Genomic DNA, 22,407 nt, shown 5'->3' on the forward strand with positions numbered 1-22,407 from the left:
CAAGTTTCTCGCGCGGGTGCGTCCGGGACCAATTTACTTCGAAGAAAATTGCAAATTCCTTCGAAGGAATTTGGCCCCGGCCCGACCGTAGCCCCTTACTCCGCCGCGACGTCCCAGCCTGAAATCGCCTTGACCTCCAGGAACTCCTCGATCCCCCAGACGCCACCTTCCCGCGCCCGGCCGCTGGCCTTGACGCCCCCGAACGGAGCGCCCGCCCCACGCGATTTGCCGTTCATCTCGACCATCCCGGCCCGCAGCTGCCGGGCCAGCCGGTTCCGCCGCGCGCCGTCCTGCGACTGGACGTAGTTCGTCAGCCCATAGGGCGTGTCGTTGGCGATCCGCACCGCTTCCTCTTCGCTGTCGAAGGGGATCATGCACATCACCGGCCCGAAGATCTCTTCCCGCTCGATGGTCATGCCCGGCTTCACATCGGCAAAGATCGTGGGGCGGACGTAGTAGCCCTTGTTCATCCCCTCGGGCAGGCCCAGACCCCCGGCCACCAGCCGCGCGCCTTCGTCGATGCCCTTCTGGATGTAACCCTGGATCTGGTCCCACTGGCGTTTGTTCACCACCGGCCCGATATGCTTTCCCGGCTGGCTGGCCGGACCGACCTTGATGCCGTTCGCCACCTCCGCCGCAATCTCCACCGCCCGGTCGTAGAACCCCCGCTCCACCAGCATCCGCGACGGCGCGTTGCAGGACTGGCCCGAGTTGTTCATCATGTGCCGCACGCCACGTTCGACCGCGCGGGCGTCGGCATCGGCGAAGACAAGGTTGGCGCCCTTGCCGCCCAGTTCCAGCGTCACACGCTTCAGGGTCTGCGCTGCGGCGGCGGAAATCGCGCGGCCCGCCCGCGTGCTGCCGGTGAAACTTATCATCTCGACATCCGGGTGGCTCGACAGCCGCGTGCCGACACCGGCCCCGTCGCCGTTCACCAGGTTGAACACGCCCGGCGGAATCCCTGCGTCATGGCAGAATTCTGCAAAAAGCATGCTGGACAGCGGCGATTCCTCGGACGGTTTCAGCACACAAGTGCAACCGGCCAGCAGCGCCGGGATCACCTTCAGCGTCACCTGGTTCATCGGCCAGTTCCAAGGCGTGATCAGCCCAACGACGCCAATCGGCTCCAGCGCGATCATCGTGTCGGGCGCGTGCGGTCCAAGGGGGCGCACCCATTCCATGTGGTCGAAGGCTTTCAGGAAGTTCTTCAGATGCCAGGGCAGGCATTCCGCCTGGTCATTGCGGCTCATGTCGATGGGGGCGCCCATCTCGATGCTGATGGCCTGGGCCATCTCTTCCTTGCGCTTGTTGTATTGGTCGAGAATGCCCTCCACGACCTTGCGGCGCTGGGCCGGATCGGTTGCCGCCCAGCCCGGGAATGCCACCTTCGCCGCAGCGACGGCACGGTCGGTATCCGCCTCGGACCCCAGCGAGATCACCGCGCAGACGTCTTCGGTCGAGGGGTCAATGACCGGACAATCCTTCGGAACCAGCGGAGCGACCCATTTACCGTCGATGTAGAACTCACGCTTCACGATCATGGCTGGCCTCCGGTGGGGTGAAATTTGATCATATTCTGACAGGTGCGGGCCGTGGCCACAAGGGCAGGGACAAAGCTTGACAAATCCCTAAGGTCCGCAGGTAACGCATTGATTGCAAAGGCTGCGAAACTCCGTCCACAGTGGACAGCCTACTCCAAGGGCCGAACCATCGTGGTGGAGGACGCGAATCCGAACAGGAACCGCAGCACCCCCAGCTCCTCGGTCCGCACCGCCCGGAACCCCTGCCGTTCATACAGCGCCCGCGCTCGGAAATTCTCCTGGACCACGTCCAGCCGGACCGCCCCATAGCCTCGCTCCGCCGCCTCCTGATACAGCGCCGCCAGCAACCTGGAGCCGACCCCTTTGCCCCGATGGGCCTTCGAGACGCAGATTCCATCAATCAGGAACCGGTCGTTGTCGACCTCCCGTCCCAGCGCCCAGAGGATGCTGCCCCGCAGCCTGCCTCCGACCCTTCCGTAGACCTCGGTCAGGTCATCCCACGACCCGCCCGCAAAGCTTCCCGCCGGGGTCTTGTAGCCCGCGATTCCGATCAGCTCGCCCCCGTCCCCCACGGCCGAGAAACAGAGGTCACCTCGGATCACCCGCTCGAAGAACCGCAACGCCCGCTCATCCGGTCCCAGCACCCGCCCAAGCTTGCCGCCGAACGCCTCCCAATACAGTCGTGCGGCCTGCGGGCGAAGCTCGGGGTGGAGGCCGCGGAAAACGGTCACGGCCATGTCAAGGCCTCGACCAGAAGGGGAGCATGGTGGGCACCAAGGATCCACCCTTCCTCGGCCGCCTCCGGGGGGGCCTCGAACAGCGGCGAAAGCCGGTCCGCCCGCGCCAGCTGAAACAGCGCTCGCGATAGAAGCCGCACCTGCGCCTGGTCGGCGGTCAGTCCCTCCGCGTTCGCCAGGATCGCCACCGGCCCTGCCAGCAGAGAGGGGTAGACTTCGGCCAGTACCACCGGGGCATCTGGGGCAGCGAAGGGCCATACGGCGACATCGGGAAGCTGGGCAAGCCGATGGATCATCGGCAGACCCAAGAGGCTTTGCGAGCCGACTGAACCCGGATTGAACAGCATCCAGGGGGATTTCGCCCGGGGCACGGCGGCCTCGGCGGCACGGGTTTCCGACAGGCCAAGCGCGGCGTAGTCGATCCCGGCGCGGCGGAAGGGAAGGCCGGGCCAGCTTTGCCCGGAAGGATGGCTCCAGAATGGTCCTGGGCCTTCGGGGAAGGCGGCGTTGATCCGGGTGGCGACCTCGAAGCGGTTGTTGCGGTTGTCCTGATCGGTGATCGCCCTGGAGAGCCAGTGCCAGACGGCTTCGGCCCGCGCTTCACCTGTCAAGCGCGCGGCGAACCCCCCCGGGTAGCCCATCGCGAAATCGAAGCCGATCAAAAGGCGCTGGCCGGCGGCGCTGGCGGTGTCGATCAAGGTCACCAGCTGTGCCTCGGCAGCGGCGCGGGTGCGGTGGTGCCATTCGGCCCCGCCCTCGGCGTCGTGGCAGCCGATCCAGACCGCATTGGCCCGGTTGGTCAGGCTGGTGGGCAGGTTCGCCGCCGACCAGTCGACCACGATCACCCGGTCAAACAAGCCCCGCCTCGCGCAGGATGAAATCCGCCACGGCCCGCGTGTCGTTCAGGTCCAGCACCGGCACGGGCAGCGTAAGCACCGCATCCGTCGCCACCGCCCGCACCAGCGGATCGCCGGGCTGGATCAGCGGCTGGCCGGTCTCCTCGCGCCAGACCTCGACCTTGGGGTGGGCGTCGCGCTTGTAGCCCTCGACCAGCACCAGATCGACCGGGGCCAGCCGGGTCAGCACGGCGGGCAGTTCCGGTTCCGGCCCCCGGTGTTCCACCAGGATCGCCAGACGGTCCGCCGAGGCGAGCACGACCTCGCGCGCCCCCGCCTGGCGATGCCGCCAGGTGTCCTTGCCCGGCTGGTCCAGGTCGACGTCGTGATGGACGTGCTTGACGGTGGACACGCTGAACCCCCGTTCGGTGATCTCGGCCACCAGCCGTTCCATCAGGCTGGTCTTGCCCGAGTTCTTCCAGCCGATCACGCCATAGACCTTCATGCCGCGCCTTTCAGCATGGCCTCGGCCTGGGCCAGGTCTTCGGGCGTGTTGAGGTTCAGGAAGGCGCGCGGGTCGGGGAACTGCGCGCGGGCGGCGTGGTGGGTCTCGGTAAAGCGGGTGACCTTCGCCTGACCTTCGGCAAGGTACGCCGAAAGGGCAGGGGCCAGACCCACCGGCCAAAGCGCCGTCGCGGGGTGGTCGCCGGTAGGATCTGCGGCCAGTGCAAGCCCAGAGGGCGAGGCCTCGGCAGCCAGCAGCAGTTGTGGCACGAGGTCCCCCGGCAGGAAGGGTGTATCGACGGGGGTGGACACGACATGCGTCGCCCCCATCCGGGCGGCGGCGGTCAAGGCCGCAAGGATGCCGGACAGCGGGCCTTGCGGGGCGGCATCGGCCACCACCTGACAGCCGAAGCCCGAAAACCGTGACGCATCGCCGTTGGCCGAGATCAGCACCCGTTCGACCTGCGGCTCCAGCCGGTCAAGCAGATGGGCGATCAGCGGGCGCCCGGCCAGACGGACCAGCGCCTTGTCAGCCCCCATGCGCCGCCCCTCACCGCCTGCAAGGATTACCCCGAAGATGCGCACTGCGCCAGCCTTCCCAATGGTCACGGAGGCGCACCCTACCGCATCCCGCGCCCGGTTCAAGCAAGCGCCGCCCGCTAAAGCGGGGTCCCGTCGCGCTGCACCAGAAGGACACCGTGATTGTCGTCGGCATCGTCGTCGGTGATCACCCGGGTCGAAACACCCGGCAGGCGGCCGAAGGCATCGGACAGCTTCTTGGGGTAGAAGGTCTGCGGCAGCGATTCAAATCCCGGAACCCCCCGCAGGATTGACGAAGTCGCCTGGGTGCACATCGCCTTCGGCACCGCCCCATAGGCCTTGACCCGTTGCATCACCAGTTCGGCCACCTCCGGAGAGACGTAGATCGTCTGCTCGATCGTGTTGTAGGTGATGCGGGTATGGTAATCGAGATAGAAGGCCACCGCCTTGTCGGTCATCCCGAAATGGACGTCATTCCGTTCGGGAAGCTTCGGGTGATACCAGGTTCCCGCAGGATCGAAGATCACCCGCTCGGAGCCATTGACCAGAATGGCCGAATGTGCGCCGGACCCGGTCCGCGTGTTCACCACTGTGTACAGCGTGATCGACGGCGGCTGTTCCGAAAAGTAGCGGACAGCGTCGACATGGTCCTGGGGCGCCCATTTCGGCTCGGCCCCGCAAGCGGCAAGGCCGAAGGCGAGGACAAGGCAGGACAGAAGGCGAAGCAGGCGACCCACCACGATGCAGTGGCTCAGGCGTTCACGAGGCCCATGAAGATCAGGACGCCGATCGCGATGCAGGCCACCCAGATCGACATGCGGATGAAGCCCGCGAAGGTCTTCTCCTGCGCGCGGATGTCCATCGAGCCATGAACGTGGTCTGCGTTGTGATGATCGGCCATGGTCGCGTTCCCTTGAATGCTGGTGTTTGACAGCCTGATACCGGATTCTCGGCGGGCTGTCACGGGGTCCGACTTCGGCGCGACACATCGTCCGGTGCGTCTCGTGCGGCGGTGCCGTCTTGCCAGTCACTATCAGGAACAGCGACCGCCCCCGGTAGGACTATCCGACGGAGCCGTCACCGGAATCACCCCCAAGCCAGCCTGCGTCCAACTGAAACCCGATCCGGCGCGGAGTGTCGGCTTCCTCCTCTTTCGGCACCGCGCGCAAGGTCACCGACAACTGCGTCACATGCTGGATCAGCTGCGTCTTCGCCCCGGCTTCGTCCCGGCCGTAGAAGGTGATGATGTCGGGGTCGAAATAGCCCAGGCCTTCGATCCGCAGCACGCCGGTTTCGTCCCCGGCAAACCCCATCGCGATTTCCTGCTTGGCATCCAGCTCGGCCTCGAACTGGCGGATGTAAGCCACCAGCCGGTCATGCGCCCATTCGGCGGGGCTCTTCGCTTTGGCGGGGGCCTTCTTGGCGGCAGGTTTCCTGGTAGTGGCCATCGGCAGCGTCCTTCCTTGGGCTTTGCCCAGAGAACCAGATATCCCGTCGCCCGCAAGGGGTCAGGACAGCCCCGCCTCGGCCTCGATCTGGGCTTTCGACTTCCGCGCGCGTTCGGTAGCGGACTTCAGCTGCCCGCAGGCTGCCATGATGTCCTCACCGCGCGGGGTGCGGATCGGGGTCGCATAGCCCGCGTGGTAGATGATGTCGGCAAAGGCATGGATGCGGTTGCCCGACGACCGCTTGTAAGGCGCGCCGGGCCATTCGTTGAACGGGATCAGGTTCACCTTGGCCGGGATGCCCTCCAGCAGCTTCACCAGCCGGTGCGCGTCTTCCTTGGTGTCGTTCACCCCGTCCAGCATCACATATTCGAAGGTGATCCGCTCGCTGTTCGACAGGTTCGGATAGGCCTTCAGCGCCTCCAGAAGGGTGGCGATGTTCCACCGCTTGTTGATCGGGACCAGGACGTCGCGGACTTCATCGGTCGTCGCATGGAAGCTGATCGCCAGCTGGCAGCCGATTTCCGTCGCGGTGCGGGCGATTTCCGGCACAACCCCGCTGGTGGACAGCGTGATCCGACGGCGGCCAAGGGCGATGCCTTCGCCGTCCATCACGATCTGCATCGCGTCGCGGACGTTCTCGAAGTTGTAGAGCGGCTCGCCCATGCCCATCAGGACGATGTTCGAAACCAGCCGCACCTCCTCTTTCGGAGCCCCCGGCACCGGCCATTCGTCCAGATCGTCGCGGGCCATCATCACCTGGCCGACGATTTCCGCCGCCGTCAGGTTGCGGACCAGCTTCTGCGTGCCGGTGTGGCAGAAGGAGCAGGTCAGCGTGCAGCCTACCTGGGATGAGATGCACAGCGTGCCCCGGTCGGTTTCCGGGATATAGACCACCTCGACCTCATGCCCGCCCGCGATGCGGACCAGGTATTTGCGGGTGCCGTCTTCGGAAATCTGGCGGGTCACCACCTCGGGGATCTCGATGGTGAAGTTGTCGGCCAGCAGCGCGCGGTAGTCCTTGGCCAGGTTCGTCATCAGCGCAAAGTCTCGGACGCCCCAGTGGTAGACCCATTGCCAGACCTGGCCCACGCGCATCTTGGCCTGCTTTTCGGGCGTGCCCGCGGCGATCAGGGCCTCGCGCAACGCCGCGCGGGTCAGGCCCACGATGTTGGTCTTGTCCGACGCTGGCAGCTTGCGCGAGATCGTCAGCACGTCTTGCGTGATCGGGGTGGTCATTTGGCAGATCCTTGAGTTGGGCCTTGCGACAGGCGATCTGGATGTCGGGCGGATATAGGCGAGGTCACGCCAAAAGAAAAGCGCCCCGCGATGGGGGCGCCCGGTGCCGTGCGGCGCCGATTACTGGCAGCGCTTCTCGGCGTCTTCCATCGCGGCGGTGAACCCACGCAGGCTGAAGGTGTCGACCGTCTGCGTCCCCTTGCCCGACCGCGCCGTCAGGGTAGCGGTGGTGCCTGCCTTCAGCGCTGCGAGAAGCTTGGAATCCTCTTCCGCACTGCCCGGCCAGGCCCATTCGCCGTCGGTGAACAGCTGATAGCTCGTGCCGTCCACGCTGACATCGACGGTCGAGCCGCCGGCGAAGGGATAGCCGCCGGTAAAGCTGATCTCACCCGGTTTGCCGGGGCGGAAGGTCACGAACAACAGGATGTCACCGCGCCGCACCGAAACCGGCTGGCCGTCGCGGGTGTTCACGGTTTCCTTGGGCTTCGAGACACCCCAGCACTCCTTGGGGCTTTCCTCGGTGAAGACGTTCCAGTCAGTCATCGTCGCGACGCGATTGGTCGATTCCTGAGCCTGGGCCGCAGCCCCGGCAAGCGAGATCGCGGCGATTGCAAGCGTGCGACCGAAAAGGGATGTCATGGTTGACGCAGCCTCCAAGCTGTCTTCGTGCCTCGCCGTCCCGGCCTGCCTGTGTGGCCCTTTTGACTGGCGCGGCGCCGTTCTACCCGATATTGCAGCCATAATCAAAAGCGCCCGGCGACGAAAGCCCTGTGGGCGACAATTCGCGCATATGTGACGGAGGATCAATGGCTAGCATCAGTCAAGGTGCGGTTCCCATGCTGGAAGTCTGGCGTGGCGGACTGCTGGAATGTGTCCATCAGGGCCATGCGGTGATCTGCGATGCCAAGGGCGTTGTTGCGGCTTGGGGCAACCCCAATGCGGTGATCTTCCCGCGCTCCTCGGCCAAGATGATCCAGGCGCTGCCGCTGCTGGAAACCGGTGCCGCCGCCGCTCGAGGGCTGTCGAGCCAGCACCTTGCCCTTGCCTGCGCCAGCCACAGGGGCGCGCATGTCCATGTCGAACTGGCGGGGCGCTGGATTTCCGACCTGGGCCTGAAGGAGTCCGACCTGCGCTGCGGCGCGCACGAACCCGGCGACAAGACCGAACGCGACCGCCTAATCGAGACACACGAAAGACCCTGCCAGCTGCATAACAACTGCTCGGGCAAGCATTCCGGCTTCCTGACCGTGACCCAGCACCTGAAGGCTGGACCGGAGTATGTCGAAATCGACCACCCTCTGCAAAAGGCGATCCGCGCCGCCACCGAAGAGGTCATTGATGAGTCCGTGGCCGGCTGGGGCGTCGACGGCTGCTCGGCCCCGAACTTCGCGATGACCGTCGGCGCGATGGCCCGCGGCATGGCGAAATTTGCCACCGCCCGCGAAGGCCACGGCGCGCGTGAAGATGCGATGTTCACACTTGCCCGGGCGATGGCCGCCCATCCGCACCTCGTCTCGGGCGAGGGTGAGACCTGCACCGAACTGATGCGCGCGATGGGCGGCAAGGTCGCGATCAAGGGCGGGGCCGAGGCGTTCTATGTCGCCATCGTTCCGGAAAAGGGCCTTGGCATCGCGCTGAAGATCGTCGACGGCGGCTACCGCGGGGCCGAGGCGGCCATTGCGGCGCTGCTGTCGAAAATCGGCGTCCTTGATCCCGCGCATCCGGCGGCGGTCAAGCGCATGGCCGGAGTCCAGCGCAACTGGCGCGGACTGGAGACCGGGTTCTACCGCCTGGCCCAGGGCTTTCCCGGTTGATTTTGGGGGGCAGGTGCGTAAGCTTTGGCCATGAACGCCGAGGCGCCGATCCCCTTTCCGCAGGCCGACCGCATCGCGGATGAGGTCAGTTTTGACCGGAAAGAGCTGAACCAGATCCTGCGCGTCTATGGCCGCATGGTCGCCGCCGGGGAATGGCGCGACTATGCCATCGCCGCGATGCGCGACCTTGCAGTCTTCGCCGTCTTCCGGCGCACCGCGGAAACGCCACTGTACCGGATCGAGAAACGCCCGAAGCTGCGGGCGCGTCAGGGTCTTTATGCTGTGGTCGGCATGGACGGCCGCGTCCTGCGCCGGGGCCATGACCTTGACCAGGTGCTGAAGGTGCTGGAACGCCGCCTGATCGGTCCGGTCTGACCGACCCTTTCGAACGGGCGCCCTAAAGCCGCTGCCGGGTCTGCACCAGCCCGCCACCCCCGGCCGAGATTCGGGCAACCGCCTCCTTCATGCCCTCGTAGGACACCGACATCGTGTGTCCATTGGCATGGATCATCCGGTCGCGGTCGACGACCATGGCGACATGCCCCTTCCAGAAGATCAGGTCGCCGCGCTTCATCGGCTCGTTGGCGGCGATCTGGCGACCCAGGGACATCTGCATGTCACTGTCGCCCGGGCACGGCAGGCCGCAGGCCTGCAGCGCCAGTTGCACAAGGCCGGAACAATCCAGCCCGAACCGCGAATTTCCGCCCCAGAGGTAAGGCGTGCCCAGCAGGCTTTCGGCCACCGCCACCGGATCGCTGGCCCAATCGCCAAGCGCGCGCAGATGGCGCAGCGGCACAAAGCCGTGCGGCGTGTTGGCCCAGGCGCCCCAGGACCCGACCACCGTCAGCCGCGAGCCCAGGCTCAGCGCCATCCGCTCGGGCGCCTGGACCTGCGGCTCGGAATAGAGATGCGTCCCCGGCGATGCGACCCAGTGCGTCGGTGCCGGGCCCTGTCCCAGATCGCTTTCCGCCACCCAGCCGCAATAGCCGTCCTTGGCCGCCATGACGAAGGCATGCCCCCGGTCGCGGTCGATCACCGTGACCGCCTCGCCCAGCAGAAGCTGACGGTCGCGCGGCCCGCCGGGGCTGTCGCACAGGTTCGCGACCGGCACCGTCACCTGGGCCTGCAATCCTTCGGTCAGCGTCGCATTGACCACGCCCGACAGCGAGACATGCGCCACCCGCCCGGAATATGGTGTCAGCCTTCTGTCCATCACACGCTCCTCAACTCGTCCTGTCACGTCGCACTGGTCACCGGGTCACTGTCGCCCCCGAACGGCAGGGGTTCAAAGCTGCATCATCTCCGCCAAACCCTCAAGCAGGGCGCGGGCACCCTGTCCCACCCCGCCTTTCGGCCGCGCGGGCTGGTCGGTCGGGGTGTGGCCATAGATGTCGAAATGAATATAGCGCGGTCCCTCGACAAAGCGGCGCAGGAACAGGGCGGCCGTGATCGACCCGGCAAAGCCGAAGCCCGGCGCGTTGTCGAGATCGGCAATCCCCGGCTCAATGACGCTTTCGTAAGGATCGTGGAACGGCATCCGCCAGACCGGATCGAATCCCGCCTTCGCCCCTGTCTCCAGCGCCGCCGCCAGCCCGGGATCGTCGGTGTAGTAGGGCGCAAGGTCCGGCCCCACGGCCACCCGGGCAGCGCCCGTCAAGGTCGCCATGCTGACCAGCACATCCGGTGCCGCTTCGCAGGCGTGGGCCAGCGCATCGGCCAGCACCAGCCGCCCCTCGGCGTCGGTATCGTTCACCTCGACCGTCAGGCCCTTGCGGCTGGTCAGGATGTCCTTGGGCTTGATCGCGTTGCCCGCCACAAGGTTTTCCACCGCCGGGACCAGCACGCGCAGCTGCACCGGCAGCCCCAGCGCCATGACCATCCGCGCCAGACCCAGGACCGTGGCCGCCCCGCCCATGTCCTTCTTCATCAGGTTCATGCCGGACGAGGGCTTCAGGTTCAGCCCGCCGGTGTCGAAACAGACCCCCTTGCCGACCAGCGTCAGCCTTGGCCCCGCGGTGCCCCACCGCAGGTCCAGAAGCCGCGGCGCGCGCGGACTGGCCCGACCAACCGCATGGATCATCGGGAAGTTTCGCGCCAGAAGGTCCTCGCCGCGGATCGCGTCGAAGCTGGCCCCGAACTCGGTCGCAAGCGCCGCCATCGCCGCTTCCAGCTCGGCCGGGCCCATATCCTCGGCCGGGGTGTTGATCAGGTCGCGGGTCAGCGCCTCACCCTCGGCCATCGCGATCAGCCGCGCGGGGTTCACGCCCTCGGGGCAGACCAGCCGGGGCCGCGCCGCGGGCTTGCGGCCCGGCCGATAGCGGTCAAAGCGATAGCCCGACAAAAGCCAGGCGAGCGCCGCCTCGGTCTTCTCCAGCCCGTCCAGCGTGCCCGACAGCTGCCAGTCCCCCGACGGAAGCCCTGCCACCGCCTTGGCCAGCCCGAACCTCAGCCTGCGCCGTGCCGCTGCCGTGCCGTAACCCGCCACCGCGCCCGCGACGCTGCCGTCTGCGGCAGGCAGCAGACGCACCTCGCCCAGACCGGCCTCGAACCCGGAGGCCTGCAGCCATCCGGCCCAAGGCGCGCCCGGTCCGTTCAGGAACAGGGGCAGGTCTTCCGGGCGCAGGACATGCAGGGGCTTGGCGGCAGGCGACGGATCGGCAAAGGCAAAGGTCACGCGACGGGACATCCTTGGAAAGGTCTGAACGCAGTTCCCATCAGATGCCGCGGTTCCCGACCGGAAATCAAGCATTTGCGCGGGATTGCAGCCGAATCCCGAACAAAGTTCTGCAAAACCACCCCAAGCCATCCGCACTGTCGCATGCCAGGAAATGCAGGCCTTGGCAGGCGATTGCGCCCGGCTTGCGCCATTCAACCGGACATTGTGCGACTCGCCCCGGATGCCCGCGCACGCTTCACCGGCCCGCCTGCATGCCGTCCGATATCTGGCGCGGACCTTTGCCTGGGCCCGGCTACCTGAACTGATCGGCGGGCTCTGCCTCGATGACCAAAGACCGCTCGGCCACCCGCATCAGCCGGGCCCAGACCGCGGAAAATGCCGTGCTGTCGGCGCGTTCCAGACAGGTCTTCGCATCGCCCGCCACTGTGGCAAGGCTGGACAGCCCCAGGTCCCCGGCCAGCCGCGTCAGCCTGCCCAACTGCCGCGCCAGATCGCGCAACTCCTGCGATCGGACCTTCTCGGCAATCCCCGCCATCGTCAGCGCCAGTTCGCCCAAGGCCCGCGTCACCATCTGTTCGGCCACCGGCGCCCCAAGATTGCGGTAGATCACCGCGATCGCCTCGACATCCTGACGCACGACTTCGCGCGGCCTGAGAGTGGAAACCTCCCCCATCGCATACACCCAAAATCAAACACACCCGAAACCAGACTGCGCGACCATGCTGAAGAATTGGTTGCGCCGCGCCTATTGGCGCCGGATTTTGCCTCTCGAATTTTCCGCAAATGCAGCATAGGCAGGGACACCCAGCAAGGACGCTCGCGCATGACCCCTATCCGCCCGCTCCCCACCTATCTGGTCCAGCGCTTCCACGGCTGGCGCGCCACGACCTATCAGGACAACCGCGCCTGGTATCGCCGTCTGGCCGAAAGCGGCCAGCATCCCCGGGCGATGGTGATCTCGTGCTGCGACAGCCGGGTGCATGTCACCTCGATCTTCGGGGCGGACGAGGGGGAATTCTTCATCCACCGCAACGTCGCGAACCTGGTTCCGCCCTACAACCCGGATGGTGAATACCACGGCACCTCGGCCGCGGTGGAATATGCGGTGACCAGCCTTGGCGTCGCGCATATCGTCGTCCTCGGCCATTCCAACTGCGGTGGGGTCAAGGGTTGCCACGACATGTGCCGTGGCCATGCCCCGGCGCTTGAGGAGAAGACCAGCTTCGTCGGGCGCTGGATGGACATCCTGCGTCCCGGCTTCGACAAGGTCGCCCACCTGCCGGAAGCCGAGATCCTTCAGGCGCTGGAAAAGCAGGCGGTGCTGACCAGTCTGGAGAACCTGATGACCTTCCCCTTCGTCAAGGCCGCCGTGGAAGACGACCGCCTGACCCTGCACGGGCTCTGGAACGACACCGGGGAAGGCGGGCTGGAAACCTACGACCCGCAGCGTGGCGGGTTCGTTCCGGTCTGAAACGACAAAGGCCCGGCGGATCGCTCCACCGGGCCCTATCTTTACCGAAGCCGGGTCAGCCCGCTGCCGTCACCGCGCGCCCGGTCAGCACCTTGACCAGGTTCGCCCGATAGGCGGCGGACCCGTGCAGGTCGGTGTTCATGCCGCCTGCGTCCACCGTCAGCCCCGAGATCGCCGAGGCCGAGAAGTTCGCCGACAGCGCGGCCTCCGCCTCTTTCCAGCGGAAGACGCCGTCGTTACCTGCGCCGGTAACCCCCACCCGGACCCCGTTCGCGAACTTCGCGACGAAGACCCCGGTCAAGGCAAAGCGGCTGGCGGGCTGGTTGAACTTCACATAGGCCGCCTTCTGCGGGATCGGGAAGACGACCTCGGTGATGAACTCGCCTTCCTCCAGTGCCGTGGTGAACAGGCCCTGGAAATAGTCATCCGCCGCGATCTTGCGCTTGTTGGTCACCACCGTCGCGCCTGAAGCCAGCACGGCAGAAGGATAGCACGCTGCCGGATCGTTGTTGGCAATCGACCCGCCGATGGTGCCACGCGACCGCACCGCCGGGTCGCCGATGCCGCCGGCCAAAGCCGCCAGCGCCGGGTAATGCGCGACGGCTTCCTTGGCGACAACGGCATGGGGCGTGGCCGCGCCGACATGTAGCCCGCCGTCTCCCATGCAGACGCCCTGCATCTCCTTGATGCCGGTCAGGCTGACCAATACTCCCGGAGCGGCAAGCCGCTGTTTCATCGTCGGGATCAGGGTCTGCCCGCCCGACAGGGCCTGAGCGCCATCAGCCCCCAAAGCCTTGGCCGCATCGGCAATCGTCGAGGGCTTTGCGAAATCGAAGTTGTGCATGATGTCCCCCTTAACCGTTGATTGCCGACCAGACCCGCGACGGCGAGACCGGCATGTCGATATGCGTGACGTGTGTGTGCCCCCCGCGCTGCAACGCGTCGATCACCGCGTTGACCACTGCCGGAGGGGACCCGATGGCCCCTGCCTCGCCACAGCCCTTCACCCCAAGCGGGTTGTGCGTGCAGGGCGTCTGGCAGCTGTAGTCGACGTTGTAGAACGGCACGTCCTCGGCCCGCGGCATCGGGTAGTCCATGTAGGACCCCGTCAGAAGCTGGCCGGTCTCGTCATAGGCGGTGAACTCGCACAGCGCCTGACCGATCCCCTGGCCCACGCCGCCATGCACCTGCCCTTCGACGATCAGCGGGTTCATCACGTTGCCGAAGTCGTCCGCGCAGTGGAAGGCCACCACGTCGACCTTGCCGGTGCCTTCGTCCACCTCGACCTCGCAGATATAGGCACCTGCGGGATAGGTGAAGTTGGCCGGGTCGTAGAAGGCCGTCTCCTCCAGTCCCGGTTCCAGGGTTTCCAGCGGATAGTTGTGGGGGACATAGGCCGAGAAGGCGATCTCGCCGAAGGTCTTGGCCTTGTCGGTCCCCGCCACCTGGAACTTGCCGTCCTCGAAGGTGATGTCACCTTCGCTGGCCTCAAGCATGTGGGCGGCGATCTTCTTGCCCTTGGCGATGATCTTGTCCACCGCCTTGGCCATCGCCGTGCCGCAGACCGCAAGCGAGCGTGACCCATAGGACCCCATCCCGAACGGGATCTTCGAGGTATCGCCGTGCACGATCTCGATCGAAGACTCCGGGATGCCCAGCTTTTCCGCCACGATCTGCGGGAACACCGTCTCGTGCCCCTGGCCGTGGCTGTGCGCGCCGACCATGACCGAGATGTTCCCGGTCGCGTTCACCCGCACTGTCGCTGCGTCATAAAGCCCGACGCGCGACCCCAAGATGCCCACCAGATGCGACGGAGCGATCCCGCAGGCCTCGATCCAGGTTGACAGCCCCATGCCACGCAGCTTGCCGCGCGCCTTGGATTCCGCCGCCCGCTTGGCAAAGCCCGAGACGTCGGCCATCGCCATCGCCTTGTCCAGCGTGGCCTGATAGTTGCCAGTGTCATACACAAGCCCGACCGGAGTCGTGTAGGGGAACTGGTCCGGCGTCAGCAGGTTCTTCCGCCGCACCTCGAACGGATCAAGGTTCAGCTCGCGGCACATCTTGTCGATGACCCGCTCCAGGCTGAACGTCGCCTCGGGGCGACCCGCGCCGCGATAGGCATCGACCGGCGCCGTGTTGGTGAAAACGGTTTTCACGTTCACATAGACATGCGGCACCTTGTAGGGCCCGGCCATCAGCGTTCCGTGCAGGAAGGTCGGCGTCGCGGTCGAGAAGTTCGACAAATACGCGCCCACGTTCGCCAGCGTCTCGGTCCGGATAGCGAGGATCTGCCCGTCCTTGGTGCAGCCAAGCTCGATCTTCGTCACATGGTCACGGCCATGGGCGTCGGTCAGGAAGGACTCGCTGCGCTCTGCCGTCCAGCGCACCGGGCGGCCCAGCTTCTTCGCAGCAGCCAGCACCAGCGCCTCTTCGCCGTAGTGGTAGATCTTCGAGCCGAACCCGCCGCCCACGTCCGGGGCAACCACTGTCAGCTTGTTCTCCGGGATGCCCAGCACGAAGGCCGCCACCAGAAGCCGCGTCAGGTGCGGGTTCTGGCTGGTTGTCGTCAGCTTGTAGTCGCCCGTCCCCGGGTTGTACTCGCCGATGGACGCCCGCGGCTCCATCGCGTTCGGGACCAGCCGGTTGTTCACCAGCTCCAGCGTCACCTTGTGCGGCGCGGCCTGCATCGCCGCATCGACGGCGGCGCGGTTGTCCTCGATCCAGCCCCAGTCAAAGCAGAGATTGTCCGGGATCTCGTCATGCACGCGGTTCGACGCATCGGCCACGGCGGCCTTCATGTCGATGATCGCGGGCAGTTCCTCGATGACCGAATCCTCGGCCAGCTGTTCCGCGGCATCGCGTGCCTGCGCATAGGTCTCGGCAATGACCGCCGCATAAGCGTCGCCCACATGGCGCACCTTGCCATGCGCCAGAACGGGGCGCTTCGGCTCGCGCATTGGCGTGCCGTCGCGGCTGTTGATCAGCCAGCCCGCCGGGTTGCCGCCGACATCCTTGAAATCTTCGCCGGTGAAGATCGCCAGCACGCCCGGCATCCCAGCCGCCTTTGCGGTGTTGATCGACTTTATCCGCCCATGTGCGACAGTCGAGCGGACGAAGACCGCAAAGGTCTGTCCATGCAACGCCATGTCGTCGGTGTAGACCCCGCGTCCCGTCAGGAAGCGGATATCTTCGCGGCGCTTGGTGGACGCGCCAATCCCATGATCCTTCGGCATCTTTCCCCCCTTACTCGGCGGCCAAAGCGCTGACGTCCTGCCCCGAGGCAGCCATCACGGCCTTGACGATGTTGTGGTAGCCGGTGCAGCGGCAGATGTTGCCATCTAGGTAGTGCCGCACCTCGGCTTCGGTCGGCTTGGGATTCTCGGCCAGCAGCGCCGCCGACGACATCACCATGCCCGGCGTGCAGAAGCCGCACTGCAGCCCGTGATGGTCCTGAAACGCCTGCTGGATCACCGACAGGGACCCGTCCGCGTTGGCCATCCCTTCGATGGTCTTGACCGAAGCCCCCGCGACATCGGCCGCGAATACGGTGCAGCTCTTCACCGGCTTGCCGTCGACATGCACCACGCAGGCGCCGCACTGGCTGGTGTCGCAACCGACATGGGTGCCGGTCAGCCCCAGCCCCTCGCGCAGGAACGACGACAACAGCGTGCGCCCTTCCACTTCCCCGGAAACGGCCTTGCCGTTCACGGTCATCGAGACCTTCGTCATTCTTTTCCTCCCTGGGTCGTCCTAGGTATTCGCGTCTGTTGGTCGCGGGCCGCCGGTTCAGCCGAGCAGGCGTTTGAACCAACCCTTCTTCTTTTCCCCCGAATCGGCAACAGCTTCTTCGGTCACAACTTCGTCTTCCGGCTCCTCCACCGCAGCCTGAAAGCGGGTGAAGAACTCGTCCGCCAGCTTCTTGGCGAAACTGTCGATGATCCGGCTGCCCAACTGGGCGATCTTGCCGCCGACATTGGCCTCGGCCTCGTAGGTCAGCCGCGTGCCGCCCCCCATCGGCTCGAAGCTGACGTTGGCGCCGCCCTTGGCAAAGCCTGCCACACCACCCTTGCCCTCACCGGAAATCTTCAGCGACCGGCCCTCGACGATGTCGGACAGTTGCACGAGGCCCGTGAACGTGGCCGACACGGGGCCGACCTTCTGTTTGACCACGGCCTCATAGCCCTCGGCCACCGACCCTGTCAGACTTTCACAACCGGGAATGCATTCCTTCAGCACCTCGGGGTTCAGGATCGCGTCCCAGACCGTTTTCGGGTCCGCCTTGATCTCGCGGATATCGCTCAGCAGCATGGAAAACTCCCCCTCTTGGACCGGAAGACTAGGGGGCCAAGGGGCAGGGCGCTATGCTGCCTAAGTCGTAGTGTCCTGCAACTGACCGACCGCCGCCTCCAGCGCGCGCGGGTCGATCGGTTTGTAGAGGATCTCGATCCCCGCCAGCGCCGCCAGTTCCTGCACGTCCCGCCTCCGGTCGGCGGTGATAAGACGCGCAGGCACCCGGCCATGTCCGGCGCGAAGCCGGGACAGAAGCTCGATCCCGGTCATCCCTTCGCCCAGCTGGTGATCGACGATAAAGATGTCGGGCAGGATGCCGATCTCCTCGATCAAGGCCAAGGCCTCCTCGCCCGAGGCCGCCTCCAGCACCGACATCCCCCACTTTTCCAACAAAAGCCCCAGCGCGCGGCGCAATTCGGCGTCGTTTTCCACCAGAAACGCAATCTTGTCCGCCGCGACCGGCCCGCGCTTCCGGTCCGGAACTTCTACCCGGTGGCTTGCGTCGGAGCCTTCGGACAGCGGCACCTGCACCATGAAGCAGGTCCCCCGCCCGACCTCCGACGTCAGTCCCAAAGGATGCCCCAACAGCGCGCAGGCCCGTTCCACGATGGCCAGGCCCAGCCCCATCCCTTCGCTTGCCGAGGCGCGGGCGTTCAGGCGGTGGAACTCCTTGAAGATATCGTTCTGAGCGTCTTCCGGTATGCCCGGCCCGGTATCCCAGACCTCAAGCCGCACGACTGCCCCGTGGCGCCGCGCACCGACCAGCACCCGGCCTTGCGACGTATAGCGGATCGCGTTGCCGATCAGGTTCTGCAGGATGCGCCGCAAGTAAGCCGGGTCGCTCTCCACCGTTACCGAACAGGGCACGACCACCAGCCGCAACCCCTTCGCCGCCGCCATCGGCGCGAATTCTTCGGCCAGCGTCCGCAGCAGGCGCTCCAGGCTTACTGCCCCGACGCTGACCGCCGCCTTCCCCGATTCCAGCTTGGAGATATCGAGCAGAGCATCCAAGAGCCCCTCGACCGACAGAAGCGCATTCTGCGCCTTCTCCAGCGCGACCTGCGCACCCGGCTCCAGCCCCTCGCCACCGATGGAACTGATGAAAAGCTTCGCCGCCGACAAGGGTTGCAACAGGTCGTGGCTTGCCGCCGCCACGAACCGCGACCGGCTGGCGTTGGCGCGCTCGGCATGGGCCAGTGCATCCTCCAGCTCCAGCGTCCGCTCCATGACGCGCGCCTCCAGCGTCTCGTTCGCACGGCTCAGCGCCTGCAAGGCGGCCCGCTCTGCGGTCACATCGGTGAAACTGAGAACGAACCCCCCGTCCGGCATCCCCTGCGCGAAGACGTCGAGGATCAGCTCCTCGCCCCGCCGCACCGCAAACTCCAGCGGGGGGCGGGCCGCCGACGCCACCCAACCCATCAGCGCCCCTTGCGTCATCCCGGCATCAAACTGCATCTCGGCCCGCAGCCGTCCGAACAGCGCCTCGAAGGACGCCCCGATCCGCAGCCGTCCCAGCGGCAACGACAACAGCGATCCCAGCCGCTGATTCCAGCCCACCAGCCGCGCCTCCGCGTCGAAGATGCCGACGCCTTGGTTGATGTGGTCCAGCGTCGCCCGGATCATCCGCGCCTGGTCGTCCAGCAATTTCCCGCGCTCGTGCCGTTCGGCCAGGATGATGTCGGTCACGTCGGTCTGCAGGATCACCGTGCCGCCATCGGCCGTCCGGTGTTCGCTGACCTGCACCCAGTGGTCGCCCGCCATCCGCACGTTGAAGATGACGTGCCGATCCTTGTGCCGCCGCATCCGGCCCTGCGCCCAATCGGCTGCGGTCTCTCCCTCCAGCGCCAGATGTGGCGAGCGGCTGACCATCGCCACATAGTCCGGGAAGGCGAGCCCCGGCTGCAACTGCGCATGAACGTCCGGCATGTGCATGGCAAAGCGGCTGTTGCACATCACCAGCCGGTCCTCGCGGTTGAACAGCGCAAAGCCCTCCTGCACCGTCTCGATCGCGCTGGACAGGTTCTGCCGCGCCGTCTCGGCCTCGCGCATCGCCTCGGCCAGCCGGGCGTTCGAATCGTTCAGAAGGTCCAACGCCCGGCCCAGATCCTGCGTCCGCTCGCGCACCTGGTCCTCCAAGAGCGCCGCCCGCTGGAACTGGGCATAGGCCGCACCGCTGTCGTCCGTCGCCTGTTCCACCCGCCGCATCAGCGCCTCGGCGATGGTGAGCAACTTCTCGGCCCGGCGTTCCGCACTGTCCGCCGGATTGATCAGCGTCTCGATCATGCCGGGCCCTTCGGCGGGTAGATCGCCACCCCGGTCATCGTCTGGTTGACGTGCATCGAGTTCAATTGCTCGCCATAGGTCGAAAACCCGACGACACCATGCCGCTTCAAAAGCGCCGACACCGCCCCGAACTTCTGGTTCTCCATCGCCTCCATCCGCCGCAGGATGCAGTCGCAGGCCAGGATCGCTGCCGGTTCTCCACCTTCGGACAATCCGGTCAGGACCCGATCCAGATGCACAGCCATGTCCTGCGGCTCGGCCAGGGTCAGCACCAACCCCTCGTCGATGGCCGAAAAGAACACTAGGTCGCCATTGTCGGCCATTCGCTGGATTGCCCGAACATGGTGGCTGCCACCGATCCGCACCACCACCGGGTGGGCGGCGAAGGTGAAGGTGGTCAGCTGCGCCGGGTCCTTGCCCAGAAGCCGCGCATATTCCTGTGCCGCCGGTTCCGCGTTGATCTGATGCACCACCCGCCGCGCCGGGTCCGCCCCGGTCACCACCATCCGCCGATCCGTCGGGGTCAGATGGTTCAGGCTGAAGACGCGCACCTTGCAGGCCGTCCGCACCAGCATCAGCACCGCCCAACCCTGCCGGAACTGCCCGTCCTGCAGCACGAAGGTCTGCGAAAACCGCGTCCCGTCCCCGGCCGAGCCGCCAAACAACGGCACCGGCCCCAGTCCCGGCCCCAGGGCCCCCGTCAGCTCATCCTCGCGGATCGACAGCCCGTCCACCATCACGAAGGCGAACTCGTCCTCCCAGCCGGGATGCAGCCGCGCCAGCCCCGCCCGCGCCCGGATTAGCCGCCCGATCAGTTCCTGCCCGTCCAGCGTGCCAAGGTCGATCCCCAGGCAGTCCACCGCAAAACTCGACCGGGGCAGGGCGACTGCGACGATCTCGCCCTCCGAATACCCTTCCGGCGAGATTTCGCCCGCCGTCGTGCAGCCGATCACCGTGACACCGGGAAAGGCAGTCGGCAGTCCCGCCTCCAGCGCCGTCCGGTCAGCCTCGGGCGAGACGAACAGGATCACCGCTGCAAATGGCCCCGGCCCAAGGTCGCGGGCAAGCTTTGCCAAGGCCTCCGGGTCCCGCGCCCCGGCATGGGCGCGCGGCATCACCGAAGCGGCTTCGGCGGGGGCCAAGCTCTCGGGCGCGATCATCTGGTCCTTCTCCCGGGGCCGATGCTACGGCGCGGTCTTCGATCAGGGCAAGGGATTTGGGGCGCGCTCAGCCGTCCTCGGGCATGAGGCTGGAAAAGTTCGTCTCCCGCGCGATCAGCACTGCCTGGGTCCGGCTCTGCACCCCAAGCTTGCGCATGATCGCGGTGACATGGGCCTTCACCGTGGTCTCGGCAATCGACAATTCATAGGCGATCTGCTTGTTCAGAAGCCCCTCGCAGATCAGTTGCAGGATCTTTGCCTGCTGCCGGGTCAGCAGCGCCAGCCGACTGATGGCTTCTTCCTTCGCTGTGCCCTTGGTCTTGCCCTCCGGCACCGGCTCATACCCTTCGGGCAGGAACCGCTTGCCCTCGCGCAGCGCGTCAAAGGCCGCCCGGAACACCTCGCGCCGGGAATGTTTCGGCACGAACCCCGCCGCCCCCGCTGCAAGGCAGGCCCCGATCACCCGGTTGTCCGCCAGCGAGGACACCACCAGCACCGGCACTTCTCCCGCCGCCTGCCGCAACCGGATCAGCCCGTCGATCCCGTTCACATCCGGCAGGTTCAGGTCCAGCACGATGGCATCCGGCGCCGGGCTCAGGTCTACCCGGTGAATCGCCGTCTCCAGCCGGTCCGCCGTCTCGATCTGGTCGATCCCCGCTACCGACTTCAGGGTCATCGACAGGGCATCGCAGAACAGTGGGTGGTCATCCACGATCAGCGCCGAGTGCATCGGGCGGAGGTCTGTAGCGGGAACCATGGTCATCTGCCTTCAAAACCCACGTCCAAGTCTAGCGCGCCCAGCCCCCGGCCGATACAGGCCAAAAGTCCTATGATCCGGATGCGCGCGGCCGCAGCCCCAAAGCCTGAGAGTTTGACTTGCGTCAGACCCGGACCACCCTATGGTCGCAGGGAACTGCGGTTTCGCGGGAACCGGACGGCTCCGTCGCAGCAGGCGCGCGGGGTCCACAAACGGCGGAACGGCACGGGATGAACAGACCAGAAGCGACGACGGACATCCGGCTGCGGCAAGCCTTGCTGACCTTGGTCCTCTGGTTGTTCGCAACGCTCGGGATCGGCTTGCTGCTGCGTCAGGACCGCTTGTCCTCGATTTCCGAACTGATTGCGCTCATGTCCCAGGGCGTCGCCTGGAACCTGCTGCTCTCCCTCGCGGTGCTGGCCGTCGCCACCCGGGTTTTTGGCTGGACCGACCTGGGCTTTCGCCCGCCGCCCCTCTGGCTTGCCCTGCGCCTCTTGTGGTTTCCCGCGCTGATGCAGTTGCCGATCTTCGCACTCGCCTTTGCCATCGGCCTGCCTCCCCTGTCCGCGATTGGATTTCTGGCACTGAACGCCATCCTGGTCGCGCTGTCCGAAGAATGGATGTTCCGGGGCATCCTCTTTCGCGCCATGGCCGCCCGCCGCCGGGTCTGGCCTGCCCTGCTGCTCACATCGGTCATCTTCGGGTCGATTCACGTCCTGAACGGCTTCACCTATGCAAGCCTGTCACAGTCCTCGGTGCAGGCTGTCGCCGCTACGATGACCGGGCTTCTTCTCGGGGCGCTCCTGATCCGAAGCGGTTCGATCTGGCCATCCATCGTCCTGCACACGTTCTGGAACCTTGGCTTGATCCTCGTCTCGTTCGAGGCGGCCAGTCATTCGCAGCCGGCGCCGCCGACGACCCCACAGACAGTCCTCGTCGGCATGGCCATCGTGATGCCGAACCTCTTTTACGCGCTGTTCCTCTTGCGGAAGACCCGGCAAACCCCCGCGTGATCGCCCCGCCAAGGGGTCGAAAGCGCCTCGGGAAGGGTATTGCCAAAAGGTAAACGGCCACAAGCAAGCCTATGACTCGTAATGGTTTTCCGGAAATGTT

Annotated in this window: 24 protein-coding genes; 4 read left to right on the plus strand and 20 right to left on the minus strand. The window is 66.1% G+C overall.

The window, feature by feature from the left end:
• Nucleotides 1-95: 95 nt before the first annotated feature.
• The 10 genes from E8M84_RS04365 to E8M84_RS04410 form a co-directional block, all read right to left on the minus strand.
• On the minus strand, nt 96-1,541 hold the full coding sequence (locus E8M84_RS04365) for an aldehyde dehydrogenase family protein (RefSeq protein WP_137109940.1): 1,446 nt from the start codon (nt 1,539-1,541) through the stop codon (nt 96-98).
• A 149-nt stretch (nt 1,542-1,690) separates the two neighbouring features.
• Nucleotides 1,691-2,278, minus strand: a complete 588-nt coding sequence (locus tag E8M84_RS04370) for a GNAT family N-acetyltransferase (protein WP_137109941.1) — start codon at nt 2,276-2,278, stop codon at nt 1,691-1,693.
• A complete protein-coding gene (locus E8M84_RS04375; protein ID WP_137109942.1) occupies nt 2,269-3,135 on the minus strand; it encodes a molybdopterin guanine dinucleotide synthesis in 867 nt (288 codons plus the stop codon). The genes E8M84_RS04370 and E8M84_RS04375 overlap by 10 nt, the downstream gene beginning before the upstream one ends.
• Nucleotides 3,128-3,619 carry a molybdopterin-guanine dinucleotide biosynthesis protein B gene (gene mobB / locus E8M84_RS04380; protein WP_137109943.1) on the minus strand — a complete coding sequence of 164 codons (492 nt, stop codon included), beginning with the start codon at nt 3,617-3,619 and terminating at the stop codon, nt 3,128-3,130. The genes E8M84_RS04375 and mobB overlap by 8 nt, the downstream gene beginning before the upstream one ends.
• Nucleotides 3,616-4,203: a molybdenum cofactor guanylyltransferase MobA gene (gene mobA, locus E8M84_RS04385; protein WP_137110827.1), complete on the minus strand. Its 588-nt coding sequence runs from the start codon at nt 4,201-4,203 to the stop codon at nt 3,616-3,618. The genes mobB and mobA overlap by 4 nt, the downstream gene beginning before the upstream one ends.
• A 74-nt stretch (nt 4,204-4,277) precedes the next feature.
• Nucleotides 4,278-4,895, minus strand: coding sequence for a hypothetical protein (locus E8M84_RS04390; RefSeq protein ID WP_346763679.1), 618 nt, complete (start codon nt 4,893-4,895; stop codon nt 4,278-4,280).
• 14 nt (nt 4,896-4,909) lie between these two features.
• Complete coding sequence (locus tag E8M84_RS04395; protein WP_137109944.1) at nt 4,910-5,059, minus strand: aa3-type cytochrome c oxidase subunit IV; 150 nt, start codon at nt 5,057-5,059, stop codon at nt 4,910-4,912.
• A gap of 160 nt (nt 5,060-5,219) precedes the next feature.
• Nucleotides 5,220-5,636, minus strand: a complete 417-nt coding sequence (locus E8M84_RS04400; RefSeq protein ID WP_394347396.1) for a DUF6173 family protein — start codon at nt 5,634-5,636, stop codon at nt 5,220-5,222.
• Nucleotides 5,637-5,666: 30 nt separating this feature from the next.
• A complete protein-coding gene (gene rlmN, locus E8M84_RS04405) occupies nt 5,667-6,842 on the minus strand; it encodes a 23S rRNA (adenine(2503)-C(2))-methyltransferase RlmN (protein ID WP_137109946.1) in 1,176 nt (391 codons plus the stop codon).
• Nucleotides 6,843-6,962: 120 nt separating this feature from the next.
• Entirely contained in the window at nt 6,963-7,481 is a 519-nt protein-coding gene (locus E8M84_RS04410) for an invasion associated locus B family protein (protein WP_137109947.1), read from the minus strand.
• A gap of 167 nt (nt 7,482-7,648) precedes the next feature.
• Between E8M84_RS04410 and E8M84_RS04415 the strand changes: the two genes are divergently transcribed.
• Together E8M84_RS04415 and E8M84_RS04420 are read left to right on the plus strand one after the other, a co-directional pair.
• A complete protein-coding gene (locus tag E8M84_RS04415; RefSeq protein WP_137109948.1) occupies nt 7,649-8,656 on the plus strand; it encodes an asparaginase in 1,008 nt (335 codons plus the stop codon).
• A 30-nt stretch (nt 8,657-8,686) separates the two neighbouring features.
• A complete protein-coding gene (locus E8M84_RS04420; protein WP_137109949.1) occupies nt 8,687-9,031 on the plus strand; it encodes a DUF2794 domain-containing protein in 345 nt (114 codons plus the stop codon).
• 22 nt (nt 9,032-9,053) lie between these two features.
• Here the strand turns inward: E8M84_RS04420 and E8M84_RS04425 are convergent, their stop codons facing one another.
• The 3 genes from E8M84_RS04425 to E8M84_RS04435 form a co-directional block, all read right to left on the minus strand.
• Nucleotides 9,054-9,869 carry a C40 family peptidase gene (locus tag E8M84_RS04425; protein WP_137109950.1) on the minus strand — a complete coding sequence of 272 codons (816 nt, stop codon included), beginning with the start codon at nt 9,867-9,869 and terminating at the stop codon, nt 9,054-9,056.
• A gap of 72 nt (nt 9,870-9,941) precedes the next feature.
• On the minus strand, nt 9,942-11,330 hold the full coding sequence (locus E8M84_RS04430; protein ID WP_137110829.1) for a M17 family metallopeptidase: 1,389 nt from the start codon (nt 11,328-11,330) through the stop codon (nt 9,942-9,944).
• Between the two features lie 295 nt (nt 11,331-11,625).
• Nucleotides 11,626-12,006: a hypothetical protein gene (locus E8M84_RS04435; RefSeq protein WP_137109951.1), complete on the minus strand. Its 381-nt coding sequence runs from the start codon at nt 12,004-12,006 to the stop codon at nt 11,626-11,628.
• Between the two features lie 150 nt (nt 12,007-12,156).
• Between E8M84_RS04435 and E8M84_RS04440 the strand changes: the two genes are divergently transcribed.
• Nucleotides 12,157-12,804, plus strand: a complete 648-nt coding sequence (locus tag E8M84_RS04440; RefSeq protein ID WP_137109952.1) for a carbonic anhydrase — start codon at nt 12,157-12,159, stop codon at nt 12,802-12,804.
• Between the two features lie 55 nt (nt 12,805-12,859).
• Here the strand turns inward: E8M84_RS04440 and E8M84_RS04445 are convergent, their stop codons facing one another.
• The 7 genes from E8M84_RS04445 to E8M84_RS04475 all read right to left on the minus strand — a co-directional run bounded on the left by E8M84_RS04445 (nt 12,860) and on the right by E8M84_RS04475 (nt 21,300).
• Nucleotides 12,860-13,648 carry a xanthine dehydrogenase family protein subunit M gene (locus tag E8M84_RS04445; protein ID WP_137109953.1) on the minus strand — a complete coding sequence of 263 codons (789 nt, stop codon included), beginning with the start codon at nt 13,646-13,648 and terminating at the stop codon, nt 12,860-12,862.
• Nucleotides 13,649-13,658: 10 nt separating this feature from the next.
• Entirely contained in the window at nt 13,659-16,037 is a 2,379-nt protein-coding gene (locus tag E8M84_RS04450; protein WP_137109954.1) for a xanthine dehydrogenase family protein molybdopterin-binding subunit, read from the minus strand.
• A 10-nt stretch (nt 16,038-16,047) separates the two neighbouring features.
• Nucleotides 16,048-16,533 carry a (2Fe-2S)-binding protein gene (locus E8M84_RS04455; protein WP_137109955.1) on the minus strand — a complete coding sequence of 162 codons (486 nt, stop codon included), beginning with the start codon at nt 16,531-16,533 and terminating at the stop codon, nt 16,048-16,050.
• 57 nt (nt 16,534-16,590) lie between these two features.
• On the minus strand, nt 16,591-17,112 hold the full coding sequence (locus tag E8M84_RS04460; protein ID WP_137109956.1) for a CoxG family protein: 522 nt from the start codon (nt 17,110-17,112) through the stop codon (nt 16,591-16,593).
• A 60-nt stretch (nt 17,113-17,172) separates the two neighbouring features.
• Entirely contained in the window at nt 17,173-19,377 is a 2,205-nt protein-coding gene (locus E8M84_RS04465; RefSeq protein ID WP_137109957.1) for a PAS-domain containing protein, read from the minus strand.
• A complete protein-coding gene (locus tag E8M84_RS04470) occupies nt 19,374-20,537 on the minus strand; it encodes an FIST N-terminal domain-containing protein (protein ID WP_137109958.1) in 1,164 nt (387 codons plus the stop codon). Before E8M84_RS04470 ends, E8M84_RS04465 begins: the two co-directional genes overlap by 4 nt.
• A 67-nt stretch (nt 20,538-20,604) precedes the next feature.
• Entirely contained in the window at nt 20,605-21,300 is a 696-nt protein-coding gene (locus tag E8M84_RS04475; protein WP_240790281.1) for a response regulator transcription factor, read from the minus strand.
• A gap of 224 nt (nt 21,301-21,524) precedes the next feature.
• Here E8M84_RS04475 and E8M84_RS04480 point away from each other — a divergent pair, with 224 nt between their 5' ends.
• On the plus strand, nt 21,525-22,307 hold the full coding sequence (locus E8M84_RS04480; protein WP_137109959.1) for a CPBP family intramembrane glutamic endopeptidase: 783 nt from the start codon (nt 21,525-21,527) through the stop codon (nt 22,305-22,307).
• Nucleotides 22,308-22,407 lie beyond the last annotated feature (100 nt).

The organism is Rhodobacter sp. SY28-1 (genome assembly GCF_005222785.1).
Lineage (GTDB): Bacteria > Pseudomonadota > Alphaproteobacteria > Rhodobacterales > Rhodobacteraceae > Tabrizicola.

Excerpts from the sequence above, each read along its gene's own strand:
- E8M84_RS04365 (WP_137109940.1), bottom strand. The coding sequence starts at position 1,541 with ATGATCGTGAAGCGTGAGTTCTACATCGACGGTAAATGGGTCGCTCCG.
- E8M84_RS04370 (WP_137109941.1), bottom strand. The coding sequence starts at position 2,278 with ATGGCCGTGACCGTTTTCCGCGGCCTCCACCCCGAGCTTCGCCCGCAG.
- mobB (WP_137109943.1), bottom strand. The coding sequence starts at position 3,619 with ATGAAGGTCTATGGCGTGATCGGCTGGAAGAACTCGGGCAAGACCAGC.
- E8M84_RS04395 (WP_137109944.1), bottom strand. The coding sequence starts at position 5,059 with ATGGCCGATCATCACAACGCAGACCACGTTCATGGCTCGATGGACATC.
- rlmN (WP_137109946.1), bottom strand. The coding sequence starts at position 6,842 with ATGACCACCCCGATCACGCAAGACGTGCTGACGATCTCGCGCAAGCTG.
- E8M84_RS04410 (WP_137109947.1), bottom strand. The coding sequence starts at position 7,481 with ATGACATCCCTTTTCGGTCGCACGCTTGCAATCGCCGCGATCTCGCTT.
- E8M84_RS04415 (WP_137109948.1), top strand. The coding sequence starts at position 7,649 with ATGGCTAGCATCAGTCAAGGTGCGGTTCCCATGCTGGAAGTCTGGCGT.
- E8M84_RS04420 (WP_137109949.1), top strand. The coding sequence starts at position 8,687 with ATGAACGCCGAGGCGCCGATCCCCTTTCCGCAGGCCGACCGCATCGCG.
- E8M84_RS04425 (WP_137109950.1), bottom strand. The coding sequence starts at position 9,869 with ATGGACAGAAGGCTGACACCATATTCCGGGCGGGTGGCGCATGTCTCG.
- E8M84_RS04435 (WP_137109951.1), bottom strand. The coding sequence starts at position 12,006 with ATGGGGGAGGTTTCCACTCTCAGGCCGCGCGAAGTCGTGCGTCAGGAT.
- E8M84_RS04440 (WP_137109952.1), top strand. The coding sequence starts at position 12,157 with ATGACCCCTATCCGCCCGCTCCCCACCTATCTGGTCCAGCGCTTCCAC.
- E8M84_RS04445 (WP_137109953.1), bottom strand. The coding sequence starts at position 13,648 with ATGCACAACTTCGATTTCGCAAAGCCCTCGACGATTGCCGATGCGGCC.
- E8M84_RS04450 (WP_137109954.1), bottom strand. The coding sequence starts at position 16,037 with ATGCCGAAGGATCATGGGATTGGCGCGTCCACCAAGCGCCGCGAAGAT.
- E8M84_RS04455 (WP_137109955.1), bottom strand. The coding sequence starts at position 16,533 with ATGACGAAGGTCTCGATGACCGTGAACGGCAAGGCCGTTTCCGGGGAA.
- E8M84_RS04460 (WP_137109956.1), bottom strand. The coding sequence starts at position 17,112 with ATGCTGCTGAGCGATATCCGCGAGATCAAGGCGGACCCGAAAACGGTC.
- E8M84_RS04465 (WP_137109957.1), bottom strand. The coding sequence starts at position 19,377 with ATGATCGAGACGCTGATCAATCCGGCGGACAGTGCGGAACGCCGGGCC.
- E8M84_RS04470 (WP_137109958.1), bottom strand. The coding sequence starts at position 20,537 with ATGATCGCGCCCGAGAGCTTGGCCCCCGCCGAAGCCGCTTCGGTGATG.
- E8M84_RS04475 (WP_240790281.1), bottom strand. The coding sequence starts at position 21,300 with ATGACCATGGTTCCCGCTACAGACCTCCGCCCGATGCACTCGGCGCTG.
- E8M84_RS04480 (WP_137109959.1), top strand. The coding sequence starts at position 21,525 with ATGAACAGACCAGAAGCGACGACGGACATCCGGCTGCGGCAAGCCTTG.